Consider the following 18,479-nt stretch of genomic DNA (forward strand, 5'->3'; position numbering starts at 1 on the left):
TATTTATGGCAGAAATAAACAAGTATCAGGACACTCTGAAACAATACAAAACAGACCTGAAAGACGCAGATATAACAGCTAAAGTACAAGAGATAATCAGCAAAAAAATGGCTGAAAACAATACTCTTGATGTATACAAAAAACTATATACATGTATTGACCTTACTACACTGAACACTACAGACACAAAAGAAGATGTATGGAAATTCACCGAAAAAGTGAATGATTTTGAAGGTTCACGCCCCGACATCAAAAATGTAGCTGCTATTTGTGTTTATCCCAATTTTGCGGAAGTAGTTAAAGAAGCTCTTACTGCAGAAGACGTTAAAATAGCTTGTGTATCTGGGGGATTCCCTACTTCGCAAACCTTTTCAGAAGTGAAAATAGCTGAAACAGCTTTGGCTGTAGCGAACGGCGCAGACGAAATTGATATCGTACTTAATCTGGGATTATTTTTGGAAGAAAACTATGAAGAAACTTGCGAAGAAATAGACGAATTGAAACATGCCTGCCGTAATGCACACCTGAAAGTGATTCTCGAAACAGGAGCTCTCAAAAGTGCGTCACTTATTATGAAAGCATCTGTTTTAGCTCTATATTCAGGAGCGGATTTTCTGAAAACATCTACCGGCAAAGTTTACGAAGGTGCAACTCTCGAAGCGGCCTATGTAATGTGTAACGCTATCAAGGAATATCACAATAAAACCGGTCGTAAAGTAGGTTTTAAAGCCTCAGGAGGCATCGCAACCACCGAAGATGCAGTCAAATACTATACAATAGTAAAAGAGGTTTTAGGAGACGAATGGTGCAACAATGAATTGTTCCGTATCGGAGCAAGCCGTTTAGCTCAAAATCTTTTGGATAGCATTAAGTAATCAATAATAAAATGACGCCGTTTGGAAATAATCTGAACGGCGTTATAATTCAAGTTCGTTATCTTTTAAGAACTTAGACCGTTTCCTACTTAGGATAATCAATAAGATAATCAGGATACCGGCAGAAAGACACAACCTACCACCCCACCTATCCCACGCGGGAATCACAGTAAGAGAATCTATATCGGGAATATTATTTTCTTTCAATATAGAATCTATACCCTCAGATGTAAGTAATTCGTAATCAGAATCATTTATATAACCAACGATCTCACCGTCGTCTTCTATAAATATAGGTATAATAAAGAAATCGTATGTAGTGTACTTCAACCCGATATCATAATGACGTCCGTCAGTAGATAAATAGATACCATTCTGAGGTAAATCGTGTAGCTTTATAAGCTTTTCATGAGAACCAAAAGAGATCTCAGCAGCCTGCAATCGACCACCAAAAACAACAAAAATAACCAACAAAACAAAGATTGCCGGATACGTTCTCATAGTTCAAACACAATTAAGGACAAATATTTAATGCCCTGATAAACATATATATATCAAAACAACTATACAAATCTTAATAAACTCTTTCAACTACATAATCAACAGTATGCAGTAAAGAATCTTTGATATCACCAGCTTCAAGTGTATCTATTATATCAATAGCTATCTTTTTATGAAAATCAATCTTATTATAAGCATAGTCAATACCACCGTTATCTTTAGCAAAATTGATCAGGGTATCAACTTCTTGATCAGAAAATAATGCTTTTTCAATTATGCTTTTCATACTGTCAGAAACAACAGAATCAGCGTTTTTCAAGGCAAATAAGAGAGGCAAAGTAACCTTTCCTTCTCTGATATCATTACCTGTAGGCTTTCCTACATTATCCGAAAAATAGTCAAATATGTCATCTCTCAACTGAAAACAGATACCCAATGCTTCACCTAGTTTCTCAAATTTATCAACATCTTCCCGGGGTGCATCTACCGACAAAGCCCCGATCTTCATACAAACAGCCAGTAAAGAAGCAGTCTTCTTCTTGATGACCTCGAAATATTCATCTTCATCAAGAATAATCTCTTTAGCCAAGGACAATTGATTCAGTTCACCTTCAGCTAAACTTCTTCCCAGTCCGGAGATAGAAGATATAATCTCCATATTGCCGGTCAGGATACTTTTAATCAGAGCAGTGGAAAGGAAATAGTCACCCGATAAAACAGCCATCTTATTATCATAAATAGCATTTACCGAAGGTTTCCCTCTTCTCAATAAAGACTCATCAACTACATCATCATGGATCAACGAAGCAGTATGCAACAATTCAACAGTAACGGCCGAATGATAAGTGGTTTCATTCACCTTACCGCAAGCCCTAGCCGCCAACAGCAACAGAATCGGACGGATATGCTTACCGTCAGATTTCATTATATAATCTATAATAGCTTGAATACGAGTATTATTAGAATGTATCGACTCTTTAAAGTAGCTATTAAACTTTTCTAGTTCTGAAGCTATAGGTTTAGCTATCAAAAGCTTTTTATCCATATAAACAAATAGTTGAAATGCAAATTTATAAATAATTCAGCTTTTAGAGCCATTTATTTGTAACTTTACACAGAAATAAGTACAAGTAGAAATTGAATGGCATATTCCAAAGTTACAACTACTTGTTCTATTTACACTTACCAAAGTACCAAAAAGGTTGAAGACCTTAGAACTATTTAACTAATATTTTTGTATGAAACTGTTTCTTATAGACGCTTACGCACTTATATACCGGTCATATTACGCATTTATTAAAAACCCCAGAGTAAACTCGAAAGGCTTAAACACATCTGCTATTTTTGGATTTATAAACACACTTGAGGAAGTCCTCAAGAAAGAAAATCCATCCCATATTGCAGTTGCTTTTGATCCTGCAGGACCAACTTTCAGACATGAAGCTTATGAGAAATATAAAGCTCAACGTCAGGAAACACCTGAAGACATCAGAATTGCAGTTCCTATCATCAAGGAAATTATAAGTGCTTATAATATCAAAATATTAGAAATAGCGGGTTTTGAAGCTGATGATGTTATAGGAACAGTGGCTAAACAAGCCGAAAAAGAAGATATGGATGTCTATATGATGACTCCTGATAAAGATTACGGACAGCTCACCAGTGAACGTATATTTATGTACAAACCAAAATTCGCCGGTAACGGATTCGATATACTCGATTCGAAAGCGATAATGGAAAAATATAACTTGAGCTCTCCCCTACTCATGATCGACTTACTCGGACTTATGGGTGATGCTTCGGATAACATTCCGGGATGCCCGGGAGTCGGAGCAAAAACTGCCGAAAAGTTAATATCAGATTATGGCATCATAGAAAATATACTCGAAAACACTTCGAAAATAAAAGGAACACTAAAAGACAAATTAGAAACGAATAAAGAACAGATACTTTTCTCTAAATTTTTAGCAACCATAAAAATTGATGTTCCCTTCGACTTCAAAAAAGAAGAATTTGAGAGAAAACCAATCGATGAAGAAAAAATTGAAAATCTTTTCGAAGAATTAGAATTTCGGACTCTCATCAATCGCGTACTAAAAAGAGAAACTAAAGCCGCACCCAAAAAAGACGAAGCTCAAGGCAATCTCTTTGCAGAATTTACGGATAATCAGCCGGAAGAAAAAAAATATTCAAATCTCAACGAGTTAAAAGACATGGTATACAGTTACCATCTTATTGATAGTGAGATTGAAATGATCAATTTAAGAGATAAACTTTTATCTCACGATTCTTGTTCTTTTGACACAGAAACTACCGGAGTGAACCCAATAGAGAGCGAAATCGTAGGAATGTCTTTTGCTCTTAAAGAAGGTGAAGCATATTACGTTGCAATCTCTCCAAAATTCGAAGAAGCAAAAAAGCAGATCGAAATTTTCAAGGATTTCCTCGAAAATGAAAATATTACAAAAATCGGTCAGAATATAAAATATGACATTATCGTTCTGAAAAAATATGGCATCAATGTAAAAGGGAAACTTTTTGATACCATGATAGCCCATTATCTGCTCAACCCCGAACTGAGACACAATATGGACTACATGGCCGAAACTCATCTCAATTATAAAACCATACATATAGACGAGCTTATAGGCCCACGAGGAAAAAATCAGCTGAACATGCGTAACCTCGAACCAATAGCAATAAGAGACTATGCATGTGAAGATGCCGATGTTACTCTCAAACTCAAAAATATTCTTGAAAAAGAAATTGAGAAAAATGATTTAAAGAAGTTATTCTATGAAATAGAATTACCTCTCATTTACGTCCTTGCCGATATGGAGTATACAGGAGTACTGCTTGATACTAAGGCTCTTAAAGAATCATCGGATACTCTTACAAAAAATATGAGCGATATTGAACAAGAAATTTTTGCACTTGCTGATTTCGAATTCAATATCAATTCTACTAAACAAGTAGGAGAAGTACTATTCGACAGATTAAAGATAGTAGATAAACCTAAAAAAACGAAAACCGGACAATATACGACAAGCGAAGAAACACTCGAAAGCCTTAAAGATGTTCACCCTATAGTAAGTAAGATATTAGAATACCGTAGTCTTAAAAAACTGCTTAGTACCTATATAGATGCTCTTCCTCTGTTAATAGATAAGCATGATAAAAAAGTACATACATCATATAATCAAACAGTTACAGCAACAGGAAGGCTAAGTTCAAGTAATCCTAATTTACAAAATATCCCTATAAGAGATGCTCAGGGAAAAGAAATACGGAAAGCATTTATTCCCGACAACGGTTGTACATTCTATTCCGCAGACTATTCACAAATAGAATTAAGGATCATGGCACACTTAAGCCAAGATCCCCACATGATAGAAGCCTTCAACAGTGGTGAAGATATTCACGCAGCTACAGCTGCTAAAATATATAAAACACCTATAGGCGAAGTAACAGGCGATATGCGCCGCAAAGCTAAAACTGCTAACTTCGGCATCATATACGGAATTTCGGTATTCGGGCTTGCTGAACGCTTATCAATACCCCGATCAGAATCTAAAATACTGATAGACGGGTACTTCGAATCATACCCAAAGGTAAAAGAATACATGGATAATATCATTGTTCAAGCCCGTGAAACAGGATATGTAGAAACTATTTTAGGCCGAAAAAGATTTCTTCCGGACATAAACTCCCGTAATACTACAGTACGCGGATATGCCGAACGAAATGCAATAAATGCACCTATACAAGGGAGTGCCGCAGATATCATTAAAATAGCAATGAATAATATATTCGAACGTTTCGAAAAGGATGGCTTGCAATCAAAAATGATTTTGCAAGTACATGATGAACTGAATTTTAACGTAGTTAATGATGAATTGTCGCACGTGGAACAAATAGTTATTGAAGAAATGGAAAAAGCTTATAAACTATCCATTCCGCTAAAAGCAGATTCCGGTACAGGAAAAAATTGGTTGGAGGCTCATTAAAATATAAAATACTGTATATTAATTATTTATGAATATCCAAACGTATCTAGGGAAAATTACACGTAAGGAAAAAAATCATTTTTGGATATTTGTATCAGTACTTGTGCTGATTACTATGTTCGTTATGTACCGATTTTCGGTATTTGATCTGGTGAGTGTCGGACATGATGCAACATTCCATTATAATAGATTTATATCTCTATCGGATGCAGTTTCCAACGGAAAATTTCCAGTATATATTGATTATGAAGCTATAGATAATTATGGATATGCTACAAATTTATTTTATCCGAATTTCACATTGATACCTTTTGCCTTTATAAGTAAATATACAGGCTATATAATAGCGTATCAGATCATGTGCTTCACATATACAATATTCACCGGTTTATTTACTTACTTATGTATAAATAAGATATTTAAAGATAAGCTCACAGCATATTTATCAGCAATAATATATACTTTTTGCCTCTATAGGCTTCAAGGATATTTCGAACGATCGGCAATAGCTGAAGCTGTTACATTTACTTTTTTGCCTTTAATATTTTATGGTTTATATGAAATATTAAGAGGAAATTATAAAAAATGGTACATCCTATCGATAGGATATTCATTATTCGTGCTAACACACATATTATCTACTATACTTATCAGTATACTAATATTTATATATATAATACTATCATTCAAATATTTAAAAAAAGAACCTTTTAGAATATATTATATAATTATTTCAATTTCTATAAGTATATTATTATCGTCATATTTTATATTACCATTCTTAGAACAAACAATATCGAACTCTTTCAATTTCGAAATATTCACGAATTATCCCTTTTCGAGAGTCAACTCTGATGATATTTTCAAAGTATTTTTCAGTTTAGGAAAAGAAAAGTCATTTCTGCCTGCAATAGGTTTAACAATAACACTACCCTTATTATGCAGGTTTTTTATAAGAAAATCAGACAAAATAGCAAAGTACATAGACTATTTAGCAATAGCAGGACTCGTTTTGACTTTATATACATTCGATTTTTTACCTCAATTTTTATACAACAACTATATATTCAGCCGCATTCAATTTTTATTCAGAATATACGAATTTTCAAGTTTTATATTGGCAATAGCAGGTAGTTACTATTTATCTAAAGTAATCAGATTAAATACCAGAAACATTCTAATCATACCTATCTTCTTAATATTAATATTAACATCTATATTTTTAAGTAGCTGGAACATATTCAATTATGCAAAATATGGAATAGTGAACCTGCCTGAAAGATCATTGAGTAACAATTATTTTTTAGGATATGCTGATAACTTAGAATATCTTCCTATTACACTTACCACCACATCCATAGAAAAAAGAGGGGAAATTATAAAAAAAGAAAATACCGATACTTCTATAAATAAGATAAAAAGAAATAGAGGGAAAATAGAGTTTAATGTAAATCCTATAAGTAAAGATGTACTGGAACTGCCTCTTACATATTATAAAGGATATACTGCCACGATAAATAATGCGAATATAGAAGTAACGAAAAGTAAAAATGGTTTTGTAGAAATACCTGTCAATCAATCGGGCAAAGTTACTGTAGAATTTACAGGTACATTCCTGCAAAAATACAGTATATATATAACTTTAATAAGCATTATATTGTTATCCATATATATAATAATTCAAAATAGGAAACTACAAAAATGTTAGAAGGATTTACAGAATATGGATATATAGGCCTGTTCTTAGCCAGTTTTCTTGCTGCAACCATATTGCCATTGGGTTCAGAAGTTGTATTTACTGCGCTTATAGCTGCAGGATTAGATCCTTGGACATGCGTTATAGTGGCATCTGTAGGAAATTGGGCAGGAGGTATGACTAATTATTACTTAGGTAAACTAGGTAAAACAGAATGGATAGAAAAATACCTCAAAGTAAAAAAAGACAAAATAGATAAAATCCAAAATTGGCTTGAAGGCAAAGGAGCCGGAATGGCATTTTTTAGTTTTTTGCCCGTAGTAGGAGATCTAATAGCACTGGCATTGGGTTATATGAGAGCAAACATTTATATAGTAAATGCTACTATGTTTGCAGGTAAATTTGCCAGATATGTAGCTATCATGTATGGTATAAACTGGATTATATAACGAAATAAGTTTATAACTTTACAAAAAATAAAATATAAGGCTTATATCATGTCAACTATATTATTCGACCAAATTGTATTTGGTCCCATACACAGCCGGAGATTAGGCAGTTCATTGGGTATGAACCTACTGCCTTTTGATGGGAAAGTATGTTCATTCGATTGTATATATTGCGAATGCGGTTACAATAAAGATGGAAGAACCAAAACTCCCCTGCCCTCTCGTGAACAGGTAAAAGCTGCTCTTGATCATAAACTGCATCAGTTAAAAGCAGAAAACATAGCCATAGATGTTATTACATTTGCGGGAAATGGAGAACCAACCCTCCACCCTCATTTTGCAGAAATTATAGACGATACCATTGCATTAAGAAATAAGCTGTATCCGGAAGCCAAAATAAGTGTTTTGAGTAATGCTATGCATATGGGTAAAGAAAAGGTTTTCGATGCCTTGAAAAAGGTTGATAATAATATATTAAAACTCGATTCGGCTTTTATAGAAACAGTACGGTTGATAGATCAGCCTGCAGCTCCCAGTTATAGCATCGAAAAGCAAATTGAGCTATTCAAAAAATTTGATGGAAACTTTATCCTTCAAACAATGTTTCTGAAAGGAACACACAACGGAAAACATATTGATAATACTACCAACGTAGAAATAGATGCATGGGTAGATATTATTAAGCAAACACAACCAAAGGAAGTTATGATTTATACAATAGACAGAGAAACTCCTGAAAAAAACTTAGAAAAAATACCTGTAGAAAAATTACGTGAAATAGGTATAAAAGTACAGGAATTAGGTATAAAAATTAATATTGCCGGGTAAATTTTATACATTTGCTAAATTATTGAACAACTATAATCATATTTATGAGTAATAATATTCCAAAATTTTTTGAAACTAATGAATATTTCATTGATCAAAAAGTAAATTTTTTCAAATTTGAAGCCGAATATAAAGTATTCAATCAAGAAGGTACACAGATAGGTTTTATCAGACAAAGAATATCCACAGGCCATAAAATGTTGCGCCTTATTCTGAATAAAGCAATGCTTCCATTTTTACTTGAGATAGTAGATATGGAAGGCAATACAATTGCTGTGATTAAAAGAGGATGGACATTCTTTATGTCTGAAATAGTAGTATTAGACGGACATCATCAAACATTAGGGCTGATCAAACAAAAATGGTCGTTCTTAAAGCCTACATTCCATATTATGGATGCAAACCGCAATCAAATAGCACATATAAAAGGTGACTGGAAAGGTTGGAATTTTGTTATATCCGCCCCTGATCAATCAGCGATAGGTTCTATCAGTAAAAAATGGGCCGGAGCAATGAAAGAAGTATTTACTACAGCCGATAAATACAATGTATCTATCAACGAAGAGTATCAGGAGAATAATGATAAAATAGTAGTAGTTTCGACAGCAATCACAATAGATATGGTACTAAAAGAATCTCGCTAAAATTCTTAATTTTCCATAAAATAACAGAAGGCCGTAAAGATAATTACAGCCTTTTTTTGTTACTACGAAACATTATAAATAACTTTATATAGAACTCAGAAAATATAAATAAAATATATATGGTAACAATAGTATTCAGCCATCCTTGGCATGGTAGTTTCAATAAAGCAATATTAGATACAATCACTACAAAACTAACTAAGGATAATAAAGCATATGAAGTAATAGACCTTCAGAAAGATAATTTCAATGCTAACCTTACAGAAGCCGAATTAGCTGTTTTCAATAAAGGAGAGGCTCTTGATCCTTTAGTACATAAATATCAGGATATTTTGAAAAAAACAGACGAGATAATATTCATATTTCCTATATGGTGGGGTACAGCTCCTGCCATATTAAAAGGGTTTTTCGATAAAGTATTACTGGTTAATTTCGCCTATAATTATGAAAATGGATGGACTCCTCTATTGAGTATAAGCAAAGGAACCGTAATTTCTACATCGCAAGGTGCAACAGAATTATTCAAAAATTCTATTGAAAATGTATTTATTCCGAATATGCTCAACTCGGTAGGTATCAATAATGTTACCTGGTTAAATAACGACAATACCTCATTAGGGACAGACGAACATAGGAAAGCATTTTTAAATACAGTAGAAAAAGCTGTCTGATTATAATTATTTGAATATGAAATACATTTACAGCTCTTTAGCTGCACTAAGTATATGCTTTGCATTACAGGCACAGGATATAAAACTGAATGTTCCTGCCAAAACTGGAGGTACTTCTATAATGGAAGCATTCGCCTTGAGACAATCAAATATGGCATATATCGAAAAAGAACTTAATTTAAGCGATTTATCGAACCTTTTATGGGCTGCCAATGGTATTAATAGGGAAAACGGTAAAAAGACCGCTCCTTCGGCTCAAAACAGCCAGGATATAGATATCTACGTATCATTACCAAAAGCTGTTTATAAATACGATGCTGCAAACAATAATTTAGAGCTTGTAGCAGAAGGTGATTACCGCAGTCTTGCAGGAGGGAGAAAAGAAGGTGCTGAACCACCGTGCATATTATATCTGGTAGCAGATGCATCAAAATACAAAACATCTGCTTATAATACAGTGGAACACAGAACAAATATGGGAAAAGTAGATGCAGGCATTGTTTCTCAGAATATTTCTCTGTATTGCGCAGGAATGGGACTGGGTACAAAACCACGCGCTCAGATGAACCGTGAGGAACTTACAAAAGCATTGAAACTTAACGAAAATCAATCGCTGATACTAAATCATCCTATCGGATATTTGAAATAAATAATAAAAAGGTCTGAAACCTTAAAATAAGAAACGAGGACAATTGTCCTCGTTTCTTATTTCAAAAAATTATGTGACCTTACTTTTTCTTATTCAAAGTCTCTATACGTTTTTTAAGATCGGGGTGACTCGAAAATAACTTATTGAATTTGCTATTTTCAGGCGAACCGGCTTCTTCCTGTAACTTAAGAAGTTGTCCTAATGATAAAGCCATATTTGAAGAATCTTTACCCATTTTCTTCAATAATTCGAAACCATAGGCATCAGCCTGATTTTCTTGTTTTTGAGAAAATTGTGCATTTCCTAATGATTCCGCAAGGTCACCTAACTGAGAATCAGTCAATGCACTTACAGTATTACCTCCTACAGCACCTGCAGCATCTTTAAGAGCAGATGATCTTAATGCAGTTACAAAAGCATCTTTAGAGTCCTTATTTACAACATGGCCTATTTCGTGGCCGATAACAGCCAATACTTCATCATCACTCATTAAATCCATCAATGGAGTGAAAATACGTATACTTCCATTAGGACGTGCAAAAGCATTTACATCAGTTACATGATATGCTTTAATATCCAGATTATATTCTTTTATAAGATCTGCAGGAACATTTGCTACAATCTTTTCAAGACGGACAGCATAAGCTTTAGTATTCTCATACTTATCATCAGTTTTACATAAATGATTATGCTCATCTTCCCATTTAGTACATTCATCAGCATAACCTTTCAGTTCAGCATCAGTCAGAGTGAAAGATTTCACACCTTTAGATACAGCACTGGCAGCCTTATCAATTTTGATTTTACCAAATTGCGCATGAGCACCTAAACTGCAAGCAATAACAAGCCCCATGGCTAAAATTGTTTTCTTCATAAGTCAAGTGTTGTTTAAATATATAAATAATTAAGAGTCTATTTTATAACTTTAGTTCCATAAAAATAATAGGATAAGGTTTACCTTCAGAGTCAAACTCGGAATACCCTATTTGCGTGAATCCATATTTTTTATAAAATCCAAATGCTTGTTTATTATCCTCATTTACATCTACTTTACTAATATTCAATGTATCAATGGCGAAACGAAGCAAAGTTTTCCCTATCCCTGATTTCCTGTATTTATTATCAATAAAAAGCATTTCTATTTTATCAGAAGATACACCTAAAAAGCCTTTTATAAGATCATTTTCATCTTTATAAATATATAAATCCACATAATTGAAATATAGCGTCAACTGTGATTTATAAAACAGAAAATCTTCTTTACTAAGAAAGTCATGTGTTGCAGATACCGCACTGTCCCATATATCAATCAAAGCATTATAATCAGACTCAAATGCTTTTAATACCATACTAAATAATTAGACTTATACATTAAATCTAAAATGCATAATATCTCCGTCTTCAGCTACATATTCTTTACCTTCAACATTCATTTTTCCGGCTTCTTTACAAGCAGCCTCAGAACCCAATGTTATAAAGTCGTTATATTTAATAACTTCTGCACGGATAAATCCTTTTTCGAAATCGGTATGAATAACACCTGCGCATTGAGGAGCCTTAAAGCCTTTAGTAAAAGTCCATGCACGCACTTCCTGCACTCCACAGGTAAAATATGTAAGAAGTCCCAAAAGATCGTAAGCAGCCTTGATAAGTCGCGCTACACCCGATTCTTCCAAACCTATTTCTGAAAGGAACATCTGACGCTCTTCATATGATTCAAATTCAGCTATCTCAGATTCAATTTTAGCAGCAACTATAAGTATATCAGCATCTTCATCTTTAACAGCTTCTTTTACCTGATCTACATATTTGTTGCCTGCAGTGGCACTGGCTTCATCGACATTACATACATAAAGAACCGGTTTGTAAGTAAGCAGATACAGTTCTTTAGCTATTTTCTGATCCTCTTTACTTTCAAAAGTCACAGTACGAGCCGATTTACCTTGTTCAAGAGCTTCTTTGAACTGTAAAAGAATATCGTATGCTCTCTTAGCATCTTTGTCTCCACCTGTTTTAGCCTGCTTTTCTACTTTCTGAATACGGGAAGTAACAGTTTCAAGATCTTTCAGTTGAAGTTCAATATCTATAATTTCTTTATCACGTACCGGATTTATACTGCCATCAACATGGGTAATATTATCGTCATCGAAACAACGAAGAACATGCAAAATAGCATCGGTTTCACGTATGTTTGCCAAAAATTTATTTCCAAGTCCTTCGCCTTTACTGGCTCCTTTTACAAGACCTGCTATATCAACTATCTCTACGGTAGTAGGTACAATACGGTTAGGCTTAACTAGTTCCGCCAGTTTATTCAAACGTTCATCGGGAACAGTTATTACCCCTACATTAGGTTCGATTGTACAAAAAGGGAAATTCGCCGATTGAGCTTTTGCATTCGACAAACAATTGAAAAGAGTTGACTTTCCTACATTAGGAAGTCCTACTATACCGCACTGAAGAGCCATTATTTAATTCTATTTTTTTTATATTAGAGCAGCAAAGATACTTATTTTTCTTCATACTCTCTCCTACTCTTTCATATCGCTTATTTTACCTGATTTTTTCGTCTTACATCACCCGATGATAAAGGAACCGAACGTGTAATAATAACTTTTGTACTTACATAATATGTACTGTCGAAATCAAATCGGTCTAATTTATATTTACTCACGCCAAGCTGTTCGACAGTATTATCTTCGAATAATGCTACAAGAGACGAATATGTTTTTACTCGTAAAGGTTTCTGATATATAAGTGTATATATTTTCATTTAATACAAAAATGATATAATATATTTGTAATAATTAGATATCATAAAATCAATATAAATATATATCACGCATTTTCGATATATCCACCATTAATACATTTGCAAGATAATTTTCGACGCTTCCATGGTCTTTTTTAATCTGATCCAATCCAGCCTTCAGAAATTCGGGTTTAACTTCAAATAAAGGCTTTAATTGAGGTTTTTCTGCTATATATTTAGCATACTTATCAGCCAGATATTTATTAGACTCCATATAATTCGCAAAAATGATGTCCTCTCCTACCCCTAATGCAGACAATATCAGAGCAGCTCCCATCCCTGTACGATCTTTACCCGCCGAGCAATGAAACATAAGCGGAACATTGTCATTATTCTGCAGCAAATCAAACATCGTTTTGTATTGTTTGATGGATTCAACATCAGTAACGAGTAATCTGTTTATGTCCTTCATAGCACTATCAGCCTGTTGTACAGTTAACTTATCCAAGCTGGCAGCTGCCAGCAAATTACCGGGAGATATAGATAAAGCATAATCTTCTTTCACTGATGCAGGTACTTTATCGGGCCCTCTTTCTATTTCTTCCTTAGAACGAAAATCAACAATAGATACCAAAGGTATATTGCTTAGATAAATAAGGTCGGCATCAGTGAGATTATGTAAATCATCAGACCTGAATATTTTACCCCATTTAACATATCTACCGTTTTCCGTTTTAATACCTCCTAAATCCCTGAAATTATATCCTCCGGACATAGGCAGATGTTCTTCGGCCAGAATAGCTTTTCCTTTTTTCGTCACTACTTGAAAATAAGTACGTGAAGTATCATTTACATGTAAAGGAAATGTACCACTACCCTCTCCTTCTAATAAAGGTTTAGAAAAATCAATCTCATCAACCGACTTACCCGAATAAAGAATCCATTGACCATCTGTACTTATTCTAAAAAAGGCCTCTTTAGAATCTTTATTTCTGTTTATACTCACAGAATTTCTTATATCTTCACCCGAATATTCAGCTTTTACCATAGTGTTGTTTGAGTTGTTACAGGATACAAATATAAAAGAACATAACGTAAGTGATAAAAAAAATTTCTTCATTGTATATCTAATAATTAAGTAAATACTTTTATTCATGAATATATTTTTAGTTTATAACAGGCTTTGGGAAGACGTTTCTCACGACTTTGCAAGCATAAGTTATCACTTTTAAAGGTGATTTTAAATACTTCTATTACTTAATAGAAGCAAATACTTTATTTATATATTTTTCGAGTTTATCTTCTTTCATCTTATCGTATTTCTCAATATTTTCATTTTTCGTGAAAAAACTGCGGTTTTTATTATAATAATCTACAGCTGTTCTAATGCCTGCACTACAAGCTTTTATCCTATCTTTTGAGTAATTATTATCTATCGAATACTTTACCCATCCCATTGTGAAAGGTATAAGGAGTTCAGGAGTAGTATCCACAAAATTTACTATATCGGTATGAATATCTACGGTAACAGTAGGACTGCCTGTTACCCATTTTATAAAGAACTCATTTGCTGACTTTCTTTTATCTGCATCAAAAGCCATAGATCTCCATAAATACCAATCAATAGTCTGCATCAACTGAGGTTCGTATTTTGTATAATCTTCAGGTGCAACTAAAGTATACTGCTCAGGTACGTTGAATTTAGGATTAGAAGAATTCTGAGCATTCATATTAAATAAACCAACAAATAGGATATATACAAAAAGCAATTTTTTCATAGTACGATCTAATTAAAAAGAGTTATTCACAATTGATATTATGTATTATTTATTTATTTAAAATCAAAAAAACTATATGGTAGTAATAATAGGCTGTTAATAGTGTTTATTTTTTTTCTTCTTATTTCTTGTTTTTTGAGTTATTAAAATCCTAACTATGCCTAACTATACGTTTATCAACAAAAATATTATTTATTTTTCATTTGATTATATGTTATTTACAAACTTTATTGTACTGTTGTTAATAAAGTAAACGGTTGAAAAGTATTTTTTATATTCATTGTTAATTATTGTTGATAACTCGATGATATTTTAAATAAAGATTTTTGCTAAATAATTTTGTCTTTAGAGATAGATATTCTATACAAGTATAACTTTGGTATATGCAATTTTATTTTTTATAAAACTATCAACAGTTATTAACAGTTTATTGACATATATTAAAAATAAGACTTCATATAGCTGTAAGTTCATTATTACCTTTTGAAGGTAATAAAGGTTACACCGAAATTATCCTTTTTTATTGTTGCTTATTTATCCCTGTATGCTCTTTACTAGATAATTTAAAATTATATATATCAATTATTTAAAGATCTCTTTTTGTATAGATAAAAATAATGCAGATGAAAAAATTCATCTGCATTATTATATATTAAGAGAGCGATAAAAGAGTTTTATATCCTCCTTATATTGTTTTTAGTCTTGCATAAATACTAAGTGGAAGCCGTTTACCCGATTGTTCGGGAATTACAAGTTCTCCGTATTCAATGGATTTAGCTTTAGGAAAGTAATCTTTCAGAAGGTTTTCGGCTATTACTGCTGAAAATCCCATTGAATATAGGTTGAGTATAAGGAAAGAACCATGCTCTTCTAATAATTCTCTGCAAAGAGACATTATTTCGGCAATATTTTCTTCGAGAATCCATCTCTCCCCATCAGGGCCTCTTCCATAAGCTGGTGGATCTAATATAATTCCATTGTACTTCTTACCTCGTTTTACTTCTCTCCTACAAAATTTAAGTGCATCTTCTACGATCCATCTTATATTATCCAGAGATGACGCTTCCATATTTTCTCTCGACCAAGTGATTACCTGCTTTACAGAATCTACATGGGTAACATCAGCACCGGCACTTTTTGCAGCAATAGATGCTCCTCCCGTATAAGCAAAGAGGTTAAGTACTTTTGGTTCATTTATTTTTATAGATTGTACGGTATCGTATATGAAATTCCAATTTTCGGCTTGTTCGGGAAATACACCTACATGCTTGAAAGATGTGAGTCCTAATCTGAATCGGAGGTGCATATCCTTATAGTCATAAGCTATAAACCATTGGTCGGGCATCCCCTTTTTTTGTATCCACTCCCCTCTTTCATTGCCGTCATTTGATGATTTTCCTTTTTCACGTTTGAAAGTTGCATCAGCCATCCGGATCCATTCGTTTTCCGGTAAAGTTTTTTGCCAAACAGCTTGAGGTTCAGGACGTGATATGATGTATTTTCCGAAACGTTCGAGTTTTTCATAATCGCCCGAATCTATTAATTCGTAATCTTTCCAATATTTTGGTTCGAGAAGAAGCATGTATTTATATAGTTATATAATGAAATGCAAAGTTATTAATATTTTTTTTAGATTCATTTCATAAAATCCTGATACCTATTGCTATTCATTTCTAATAAATTATTATTAATAATCAGATCATTAATAAATAATTCACTGGTAATAATTGTTTTACTTTTCTTTTCTTCTTTTTTCCAATTACCTATTACATTACCATTATAAACCAGTATAGGATAAAAAGTTCCGTAATTATTAAATGCTTTGTGATAATGCTCGCGGGGTAATACATGAGTACGGTCCTTGTAGCTTATTATATATTCATCGAATGCAGGAAGCAGATGTAAATTTTCATCTAAATAACTTTTATAAGCAGTTGCATCATATATATACAGTTCTTTGCTGTCGTATTTTTCGCTTAAAAGGTTATTCTTAATCAAATTAATGGCGTTTTTAGCATCAGAGGTGGATAATCCCGACCACCATATAAAATCGTCTATACTTGCCGGAGAATGGCTTCTGAAATATTTTGTTGCAAGTTTGAATAAGGCTTCTTCTTTTGTAAAATCCCTCGTTTTCGGAACACGTTCATCGAGTAGGGCATAGGTCTGTTTTTTGTTTTTGACTGCACCGCTGCAAACTATTCCCAAAGCTTCGGCATTCATCATACAATGGTTCATTTCGTGCGGAGAGATGATTGTACCTGTTCTTTCAAACTCTTCTTTTATTTCTTCTCGGGTAAGATGACGGTTTCCTTCCAATAATTTTTCAATCTGATTGAGCCATCTTGTATATTGCTTTTCATCTGTTTGATATTTTTTATCATAAGATTTCCAAGCCGATATTATTTTTTTAGAGGATAGTTTTACCATCCATCGTATATCATCATTCGATACGAAATGCCATGTAGGGCGCATGACATGAGTTCTTAAGATATCTCCCCGATCGAAAGCTTCTTCTATTATCTTATTATTAGATGTTAGAAGCCGGCATCCGATAGCCCATTTTGCCATATTGTAATCCTGTGCCTGAACGGCACCCATCCATTCTATAAGTTTTTTAGGATCAGAGAATGCTTTATTCACCAAATGTTGGCTCTGGAGTCTTATATTTCTTATATTTTGTAGAGTATCATTCATAATCAAGTCCTTCATTTAATTTTGTATCTATTACAAAGAAAGCTGTTTCTATAAGTCCGGCCACCAACATTTGTCCAAATTTATTATTTCTTTCTCTTTCGTACCGTATACAAAGTATATCACCCCTCGAATTTGATTCTCTTTTTATTTTTTTGTAATCTTTTTTGTCAATTCTATTCAGACTCGATAAGTAAAAAGTATTGACAGATGAATATTCTTCTTTTGTATTATCTTTATTTTTAACAAGATATATTGTACTTGTAAGAAATAAGGGAGAATTGTCACTGTCAAATTCAAGCGACTTTGTCTTTACATTGCGGTCGCCGACTGCTTTTTCTTTATTACTGGCTTTTCGTTTGTTTATCTGTCTGAAATTGTATCCAGCATCTTTTAATAAGACATATTCTTTATTCGAATTTTCTTTTATTTCGTATGCTTCCAATTGATGATCCTTCCTATGAATATTTTTATACATTTTGGGCATCATATCATTTATTTGTAAATGCGATTTGTCCCAATTTACAGAAATAGGGTAGGGTGCTTTGTTTTCTATATTCAGGTTCATATTGATATTTTCACCCGAATAAACATAAGATATTTTTATACTGTCTTTTATTTCAGTGAAAATTCCCGATTCAGTTTTATTCATCTTATTATTTTCGCTGTCGAGTGTTGCATAAAAATAATATCTTTTGGTTGATGAACAGCTTATTAATAGCAATGATGATAGTATAATAAAAATATAAATTTTCATACTTTCAGATAGTGTTGTTAGATGTAAGTAATAGCGACCTATTGCTGTTATACATGGATGGATAATAAAAAGGTCTGAGATCTTAATTTTTGCAAATTAAGAATTTTAACCGGAATAGAAAATAAAAAAGATTCAGAGAAGATAAGGTTTTACTCATTTTCCCTGAATCAGATATTCG

Annotated in this window: 19 protein-coding genes; 8 read left to right on the top strand and 11 right to left on the bottom strand. The window is 33.0% G+C overall.

Going from position 1 to position 18,479, the window contains the following annotated elements:
- Positions 1-5: 5 nt before the first annotated feature.
- The gene (deoC, locus tag AABJ51_RS13745) at positions 6-875 is read left to right on the top strand and encodes a deoxyribose-phosphate aldolase (protein WP_338372960.1); all 870 of its coding nucleotides are present in this window, start codon (positions 6-8) and stop codon (positions 873-875) included.
- Positions 876-917: 42 nt separating this feature from the next.
- On the opposite strand, the gene AABJ51_RS13750 is transcribed toward deoC, so the two are convergent.
- Both AABJ51_RS13750 and AABJ51_RS13755 read right to left on the bottom strand, forming a co-directional pair.
- Entirely contained in the window at positions 918-1,376 is a 459-nt protein-coding gene (locus AABJ51_RS13750) for a hypothetical protein (RefSeq protein WP_026626587.1), read from the bottom strand.
- A gap of 73 nt (positions 1,377-1,449) precedes the next feature.
- Complete coding sequence (locus tag AABJ51_RS13755; protein WP_134437338.1) at positions 1,450-2,421, bottom strand: polyprenyl synthetase family protein; 972 nt, start codon at positions 2,419-2,421, stop codon at positions 1,450-1,452.
- A 193-nt stretch (positions 2,422-2,614) separates the two neighbouring features.
- Between AABJ51_RS13755 and polA the strand changes: the two genes are divergently transcribed.
- From polA to AABJ51_RS13790, 7 genes are all read left to right on the top strand, one after another.
- The gene (gene polA, locus AABJ51_RS13760; protein WP_338372961.1) at positions 2,615-5,383 is read left to right on the top strand and encodes a DNA polymerase I; all 2,769 of its coding nucleotides are present in this window, start codon (positions 2,615-2,617) and stop codon (positions 5,381-5,383) included.
- A gap of 28 nt (positions 5,384-5,411) precedes the next feature.
- Positions 5,412-7,091, top strand: a complete 1,680-nt coding sequence (locus AABJ51_RS13765; protein WP_338372962.1) for a putative glycosyltransferase family protein — start codon at positions 5,412-5,414, stop codon at positions 7,089-7,091.
- A complete protein-coding gene (locus AABJ51_RS13770; RefSeq protein WP_134437341.1) occupies positions 7,085-7,528 on the top strand; it encodes a YqaA family protein in 444 nt (147 codons plus the stop codon). The genes AABJ51_RS13765 and AABJ51_RS13770 overlap by 7 nt, the downstream gene beginning before the upstream one ends.
- 48 nt (positions 7,529-7,576) lie before the next feature.
- Positions 7,577-8,356 carry a radical SAM protein gene (locus AABJ51_RS13775; protein WP_338372963.1) on the top strand — a complete coding sequence of 260 codons (780 nt, stop codon included), beginning with the start codon at positions 7,577-7,579 and terminating at the stop codon, positions 8,354-8,356.
- Positions 8,357-8,400: 44 nt separating this feature from the next.
- A complete protein-coding gene (locus AABJ51_RS13780; RefSeq protein ID WP_338372964.1) occupies positions 8,401-9,000 on the top strand; it encodes an LURP-one-related/scramblase family protein in 600 nt (199 codons plus the stop codon).
- A 119-nt stretch (positions 9,001-9,119) separates the two neighbouring features.
- On the top strand, positions 9,120-9,671 hold the full coding sequence (locus tag AABJ51_RS13785; RefSeq protein ID WP_026626579.1) for an NAD(P)H-dependent oxidoreductase: 552 nt from the start codon (positions 9,120-9,122) through the stop codon (positions 9,669-9,671).
- 16 nt (positions 9,672-9,687) lie between these two features.
- The gene (locus AABJ51_RS13790; RefSeq protein WP_338372965.1) at positions 9,688-10,320 is read left to right on the top strand and encodes a SagB/ThcOx family dehydrogenase; all 633 of its coding nucleotides are present in this window, start codon (positions 9,688-9,690) and stop codon (positions 10,318-10,320) included.
- A gap of 79 nt (positions 10,321-10,399) precedes the next feature.
- On the opposite strand, the gene AABJ51_RS13795 is transcribed toward AABJ51_RS13790, so the two are convergent.
- The 9 genes from AABJ51_RS13795 to AABJ51_RS13835 form a co-directional block, all read right to left on the bottom strand.
- A complete protein-coding gene (locus AABJ51_RS13795; protein WP_026626577.1) occupies positions 10,400-11,194 on the bottom strand; it encodes a M48 family metalloprotease in 795 nt (264 codons plus the stop codon).
- 43 nt (positions 11,195-11,237) lie between these two features.
- Positions 11,238-11,669, bottom strand: coding sequence for a GNAT family N-acetyltransferase (locus tag AABJ51_RS13800; protein ID WP_338372966.1), 432 nt, complete (start codon positions 11,667-11,669; stop codon positions 11,238-11,240).
- 15 nt (positions 11,670-11,684) lie between these two features.
- Positions 11,685-12,788, bottom strand: coding sequence for a redox-regulated ATPase YchF (gene ychF / locus AABJ51_RS13805; RefSeq protein ID WP_338372967.1), 1,104 nt, complete (start codon positions 12,786-12,788; stop codon positions 11,685-11,687).
- 80 nt (positions 12,789-12,868) lie between these two features.
- Entirely contained in the window at positions 12,869-13,093 is a 225-nt protein-coding gene (locus tag AABJ51_RS13810) for a hypothetical protein (RefSeq protein ID WP_026626574.1), read from the bottom strand.
- Between the two features lie 49 nt (positions 13,094-13,142).
- The gene (locus tag AABJ51_RS13815) at positions 13,143-14,120 is read right to left on the bottom strand and encodes a tyrosine-protein phosphatase (RefSeq protein WP_338372968.1); all 978 of its coding nucleotides are present in this window, start codon (positions 14,118-14,120) and stop codon (positions 13,143-13,145) included.
- A 205-nt stretch (positions 14,121-14,325) separates the two neighbouring features.
- Entirely contained in the window at positions 14,326-14,850 is a 525-nt protein-coding gene (locus AABJ51_RS13820; protein ID WP_338372969.1) for a hypothetical protein, read from the bottom strand.
- Between the two features lie 685 nt (positions 14,851-15,535).
- The gene (locus tag AABJ51_RS13825) at positions 15,536-16,432 is read right to left on the bottom strand and encodes a class I SAM-dependent methyltransferase (protein ID WP_338372970.1); all 897 of its coding nucleotides are present in this window, start codon (positions 16,430-16,432) and stop codon (positions 15,536-15,538) included.
- 53 nt (positions 16,433-16,485) lie between these two features.
- Complete coding sequence (locus AABJ51_RS13830; RefSeq protein ID WP_338372971.1) at positions 16,486-17,547, bottom strand: winged helix DNA-binding domain-containing protein; 1,062 nt, start codon at positions 17,545-17,547, stop codon at positions 16,486-16,488.
- Positions 17,540-18,301 (bottom strand): hypothetical protein, encoded by a 762-nt coding sequence (locus AABJ51_RS13835; protein ID WP_338372972.1) that lies wholly within the window; start codon positions 18,299-18,301, stop codon positions 17,540-17,542. The genes AABJ51_RS13830 and AABJ51_RS13835 overlap by 8 nt, the downstream gene beginning before the upstream one ends.
- Positions 18,302-18,479: the final 178 nt, after the last annotated feature.

It is taken from the genome of Indolivaga capnocytophagoides, assembly GCF_036511535.1.
Lineage (GTDB): Bacteria > Bacteroidota > Bacteroidia > Bacteroidales > Dysgonomonadaceae > Dysgonomonas_A > Dysgonomonas_A capnocytophagoides.

Coding starts and splice junctions, on each gene's coding strand:
- deoC (WP_338372960.1), top strand. CDS start 6: ATGGCAGAAATAAACAAGTATCAGGACACTCTGAAACAATACAAAACA.
- AABJ51_RS13750 (WP_026626587.1), bottom strand. CDS start 1,376: ATGAGAACGTATCCGGCAATCTTTGTTTTGTTGGTTATTTTTGTTGTT.
- AABJ51_RS13755 (WP_134437338.1), bottom strand. CDS start 2,421: ATGGATAAAAAGCTTTTGATAGCTAAACCTATAGCTTCAGAACTAGAA.
- polA (WP_338372961.1), top strand. CDS start 2,615: ATGAAACTGTTTCTTATAGACGCTTACGCACTTATATACCGGTCATAT.
- AABJ51_RS13765 (WP_338372962.1), top strand. CDS start 5,412: ATGAATATCCAAACGTATCTAGGGAAAATTACACGTAAGGAAAAAAAT.
- AABJ51_RS13770 (WP_134437341.1), top strand. CDS start 7,085: ATGTTAGAAGGATTTACAGAATATGGATATATAGGCCTGTTCTTAGCC.
- AABJ51_RS13775 (WP_338372963.1), top strand. CDS start 7,577: ATGTCAACTATATTATTCGACCAAATTGTATTTGGTCCCATACACAGC.
- AABJ51_RS13780 (WP_338372964.1), top strand. CDS start 8,401: ATGAGTAATAATATTCCAAAATTTTTTGAAACTAATGAATATTTCATT.
- AABJ51_RS13785 (WP_026626579.1), top strand. CDS start 9,120: ATGGTAACAATAGTATTCAGCCATCCTTGGCATGGTAGTTTCAATAAA.
- AABJ51_RS13790 (WP_338372965.1), top strand. CDS start 9,688: ATGAAATACATTTACAGCTCTTTAGCTGCACTAAGTATATGCTTTGCA.
- AABJ51_RS13795 (WP_026626577.1), bottom strand. CDS start 11,194: ATGAAGAAAACAATTTTAGCCATGGGGCTTGTTATTGCTTGCAGTTTA.
- AABJ51_RS13800 (WP_338372966.1), bottom strand. CDS start 11,669: ATGGTATTAAAAGCATTTGAGTCTGATTATAATGCTTTGATTGATATA.
- ychF (WP_338372967.1), bottom strand. CDS start 12,788: ATGGCTCTTCAGTGCGGTATAGTAGGACTTCCTAATGTAGGAAAGTCA.
- AABJ51_RS13810 (WP_026626574.1), bottom strand. CDS start 13,093: ATGAAAATATATACACTTATATATCAGAAACCTTTACGAGTAAAAACA.
- AABJ51_RS13815 (WP_338372968.1), bottom strand. CDS start 14,120: ATGGTAAAAGCTGAATATTCGGGTGAAGATATAAGAAATTCTGTGAGT.
- AABJ51_RS13820 (WP_338372969.1), bottom strand. CDS start 14,850: ATGAAAAAATTGCTTTTTGTATATATCCTATTTGTTGGTTTATTTAAT.
- AABJ51_RS13825 (WP_338372970.1), bottom strand. CDS start 16,432: ATGCTTCTTCTCGAACCAAAATATTGGAAAGATTACGAATTAATAGAT.
- AABJ51_RS13830 (WP_338372971.1), bottom strand. CDS start 17,547: ATGAATGATACTCTACAAAATATAAGAAATATAAGACTCCAGAGCCAA.
- AABJ51_RS13835 (WP_338372972.1), bottom strand. CDS start 18,301: ATGAAAATTTATATTTTTATTATACTATCATCATTGCTATTAATAAGC.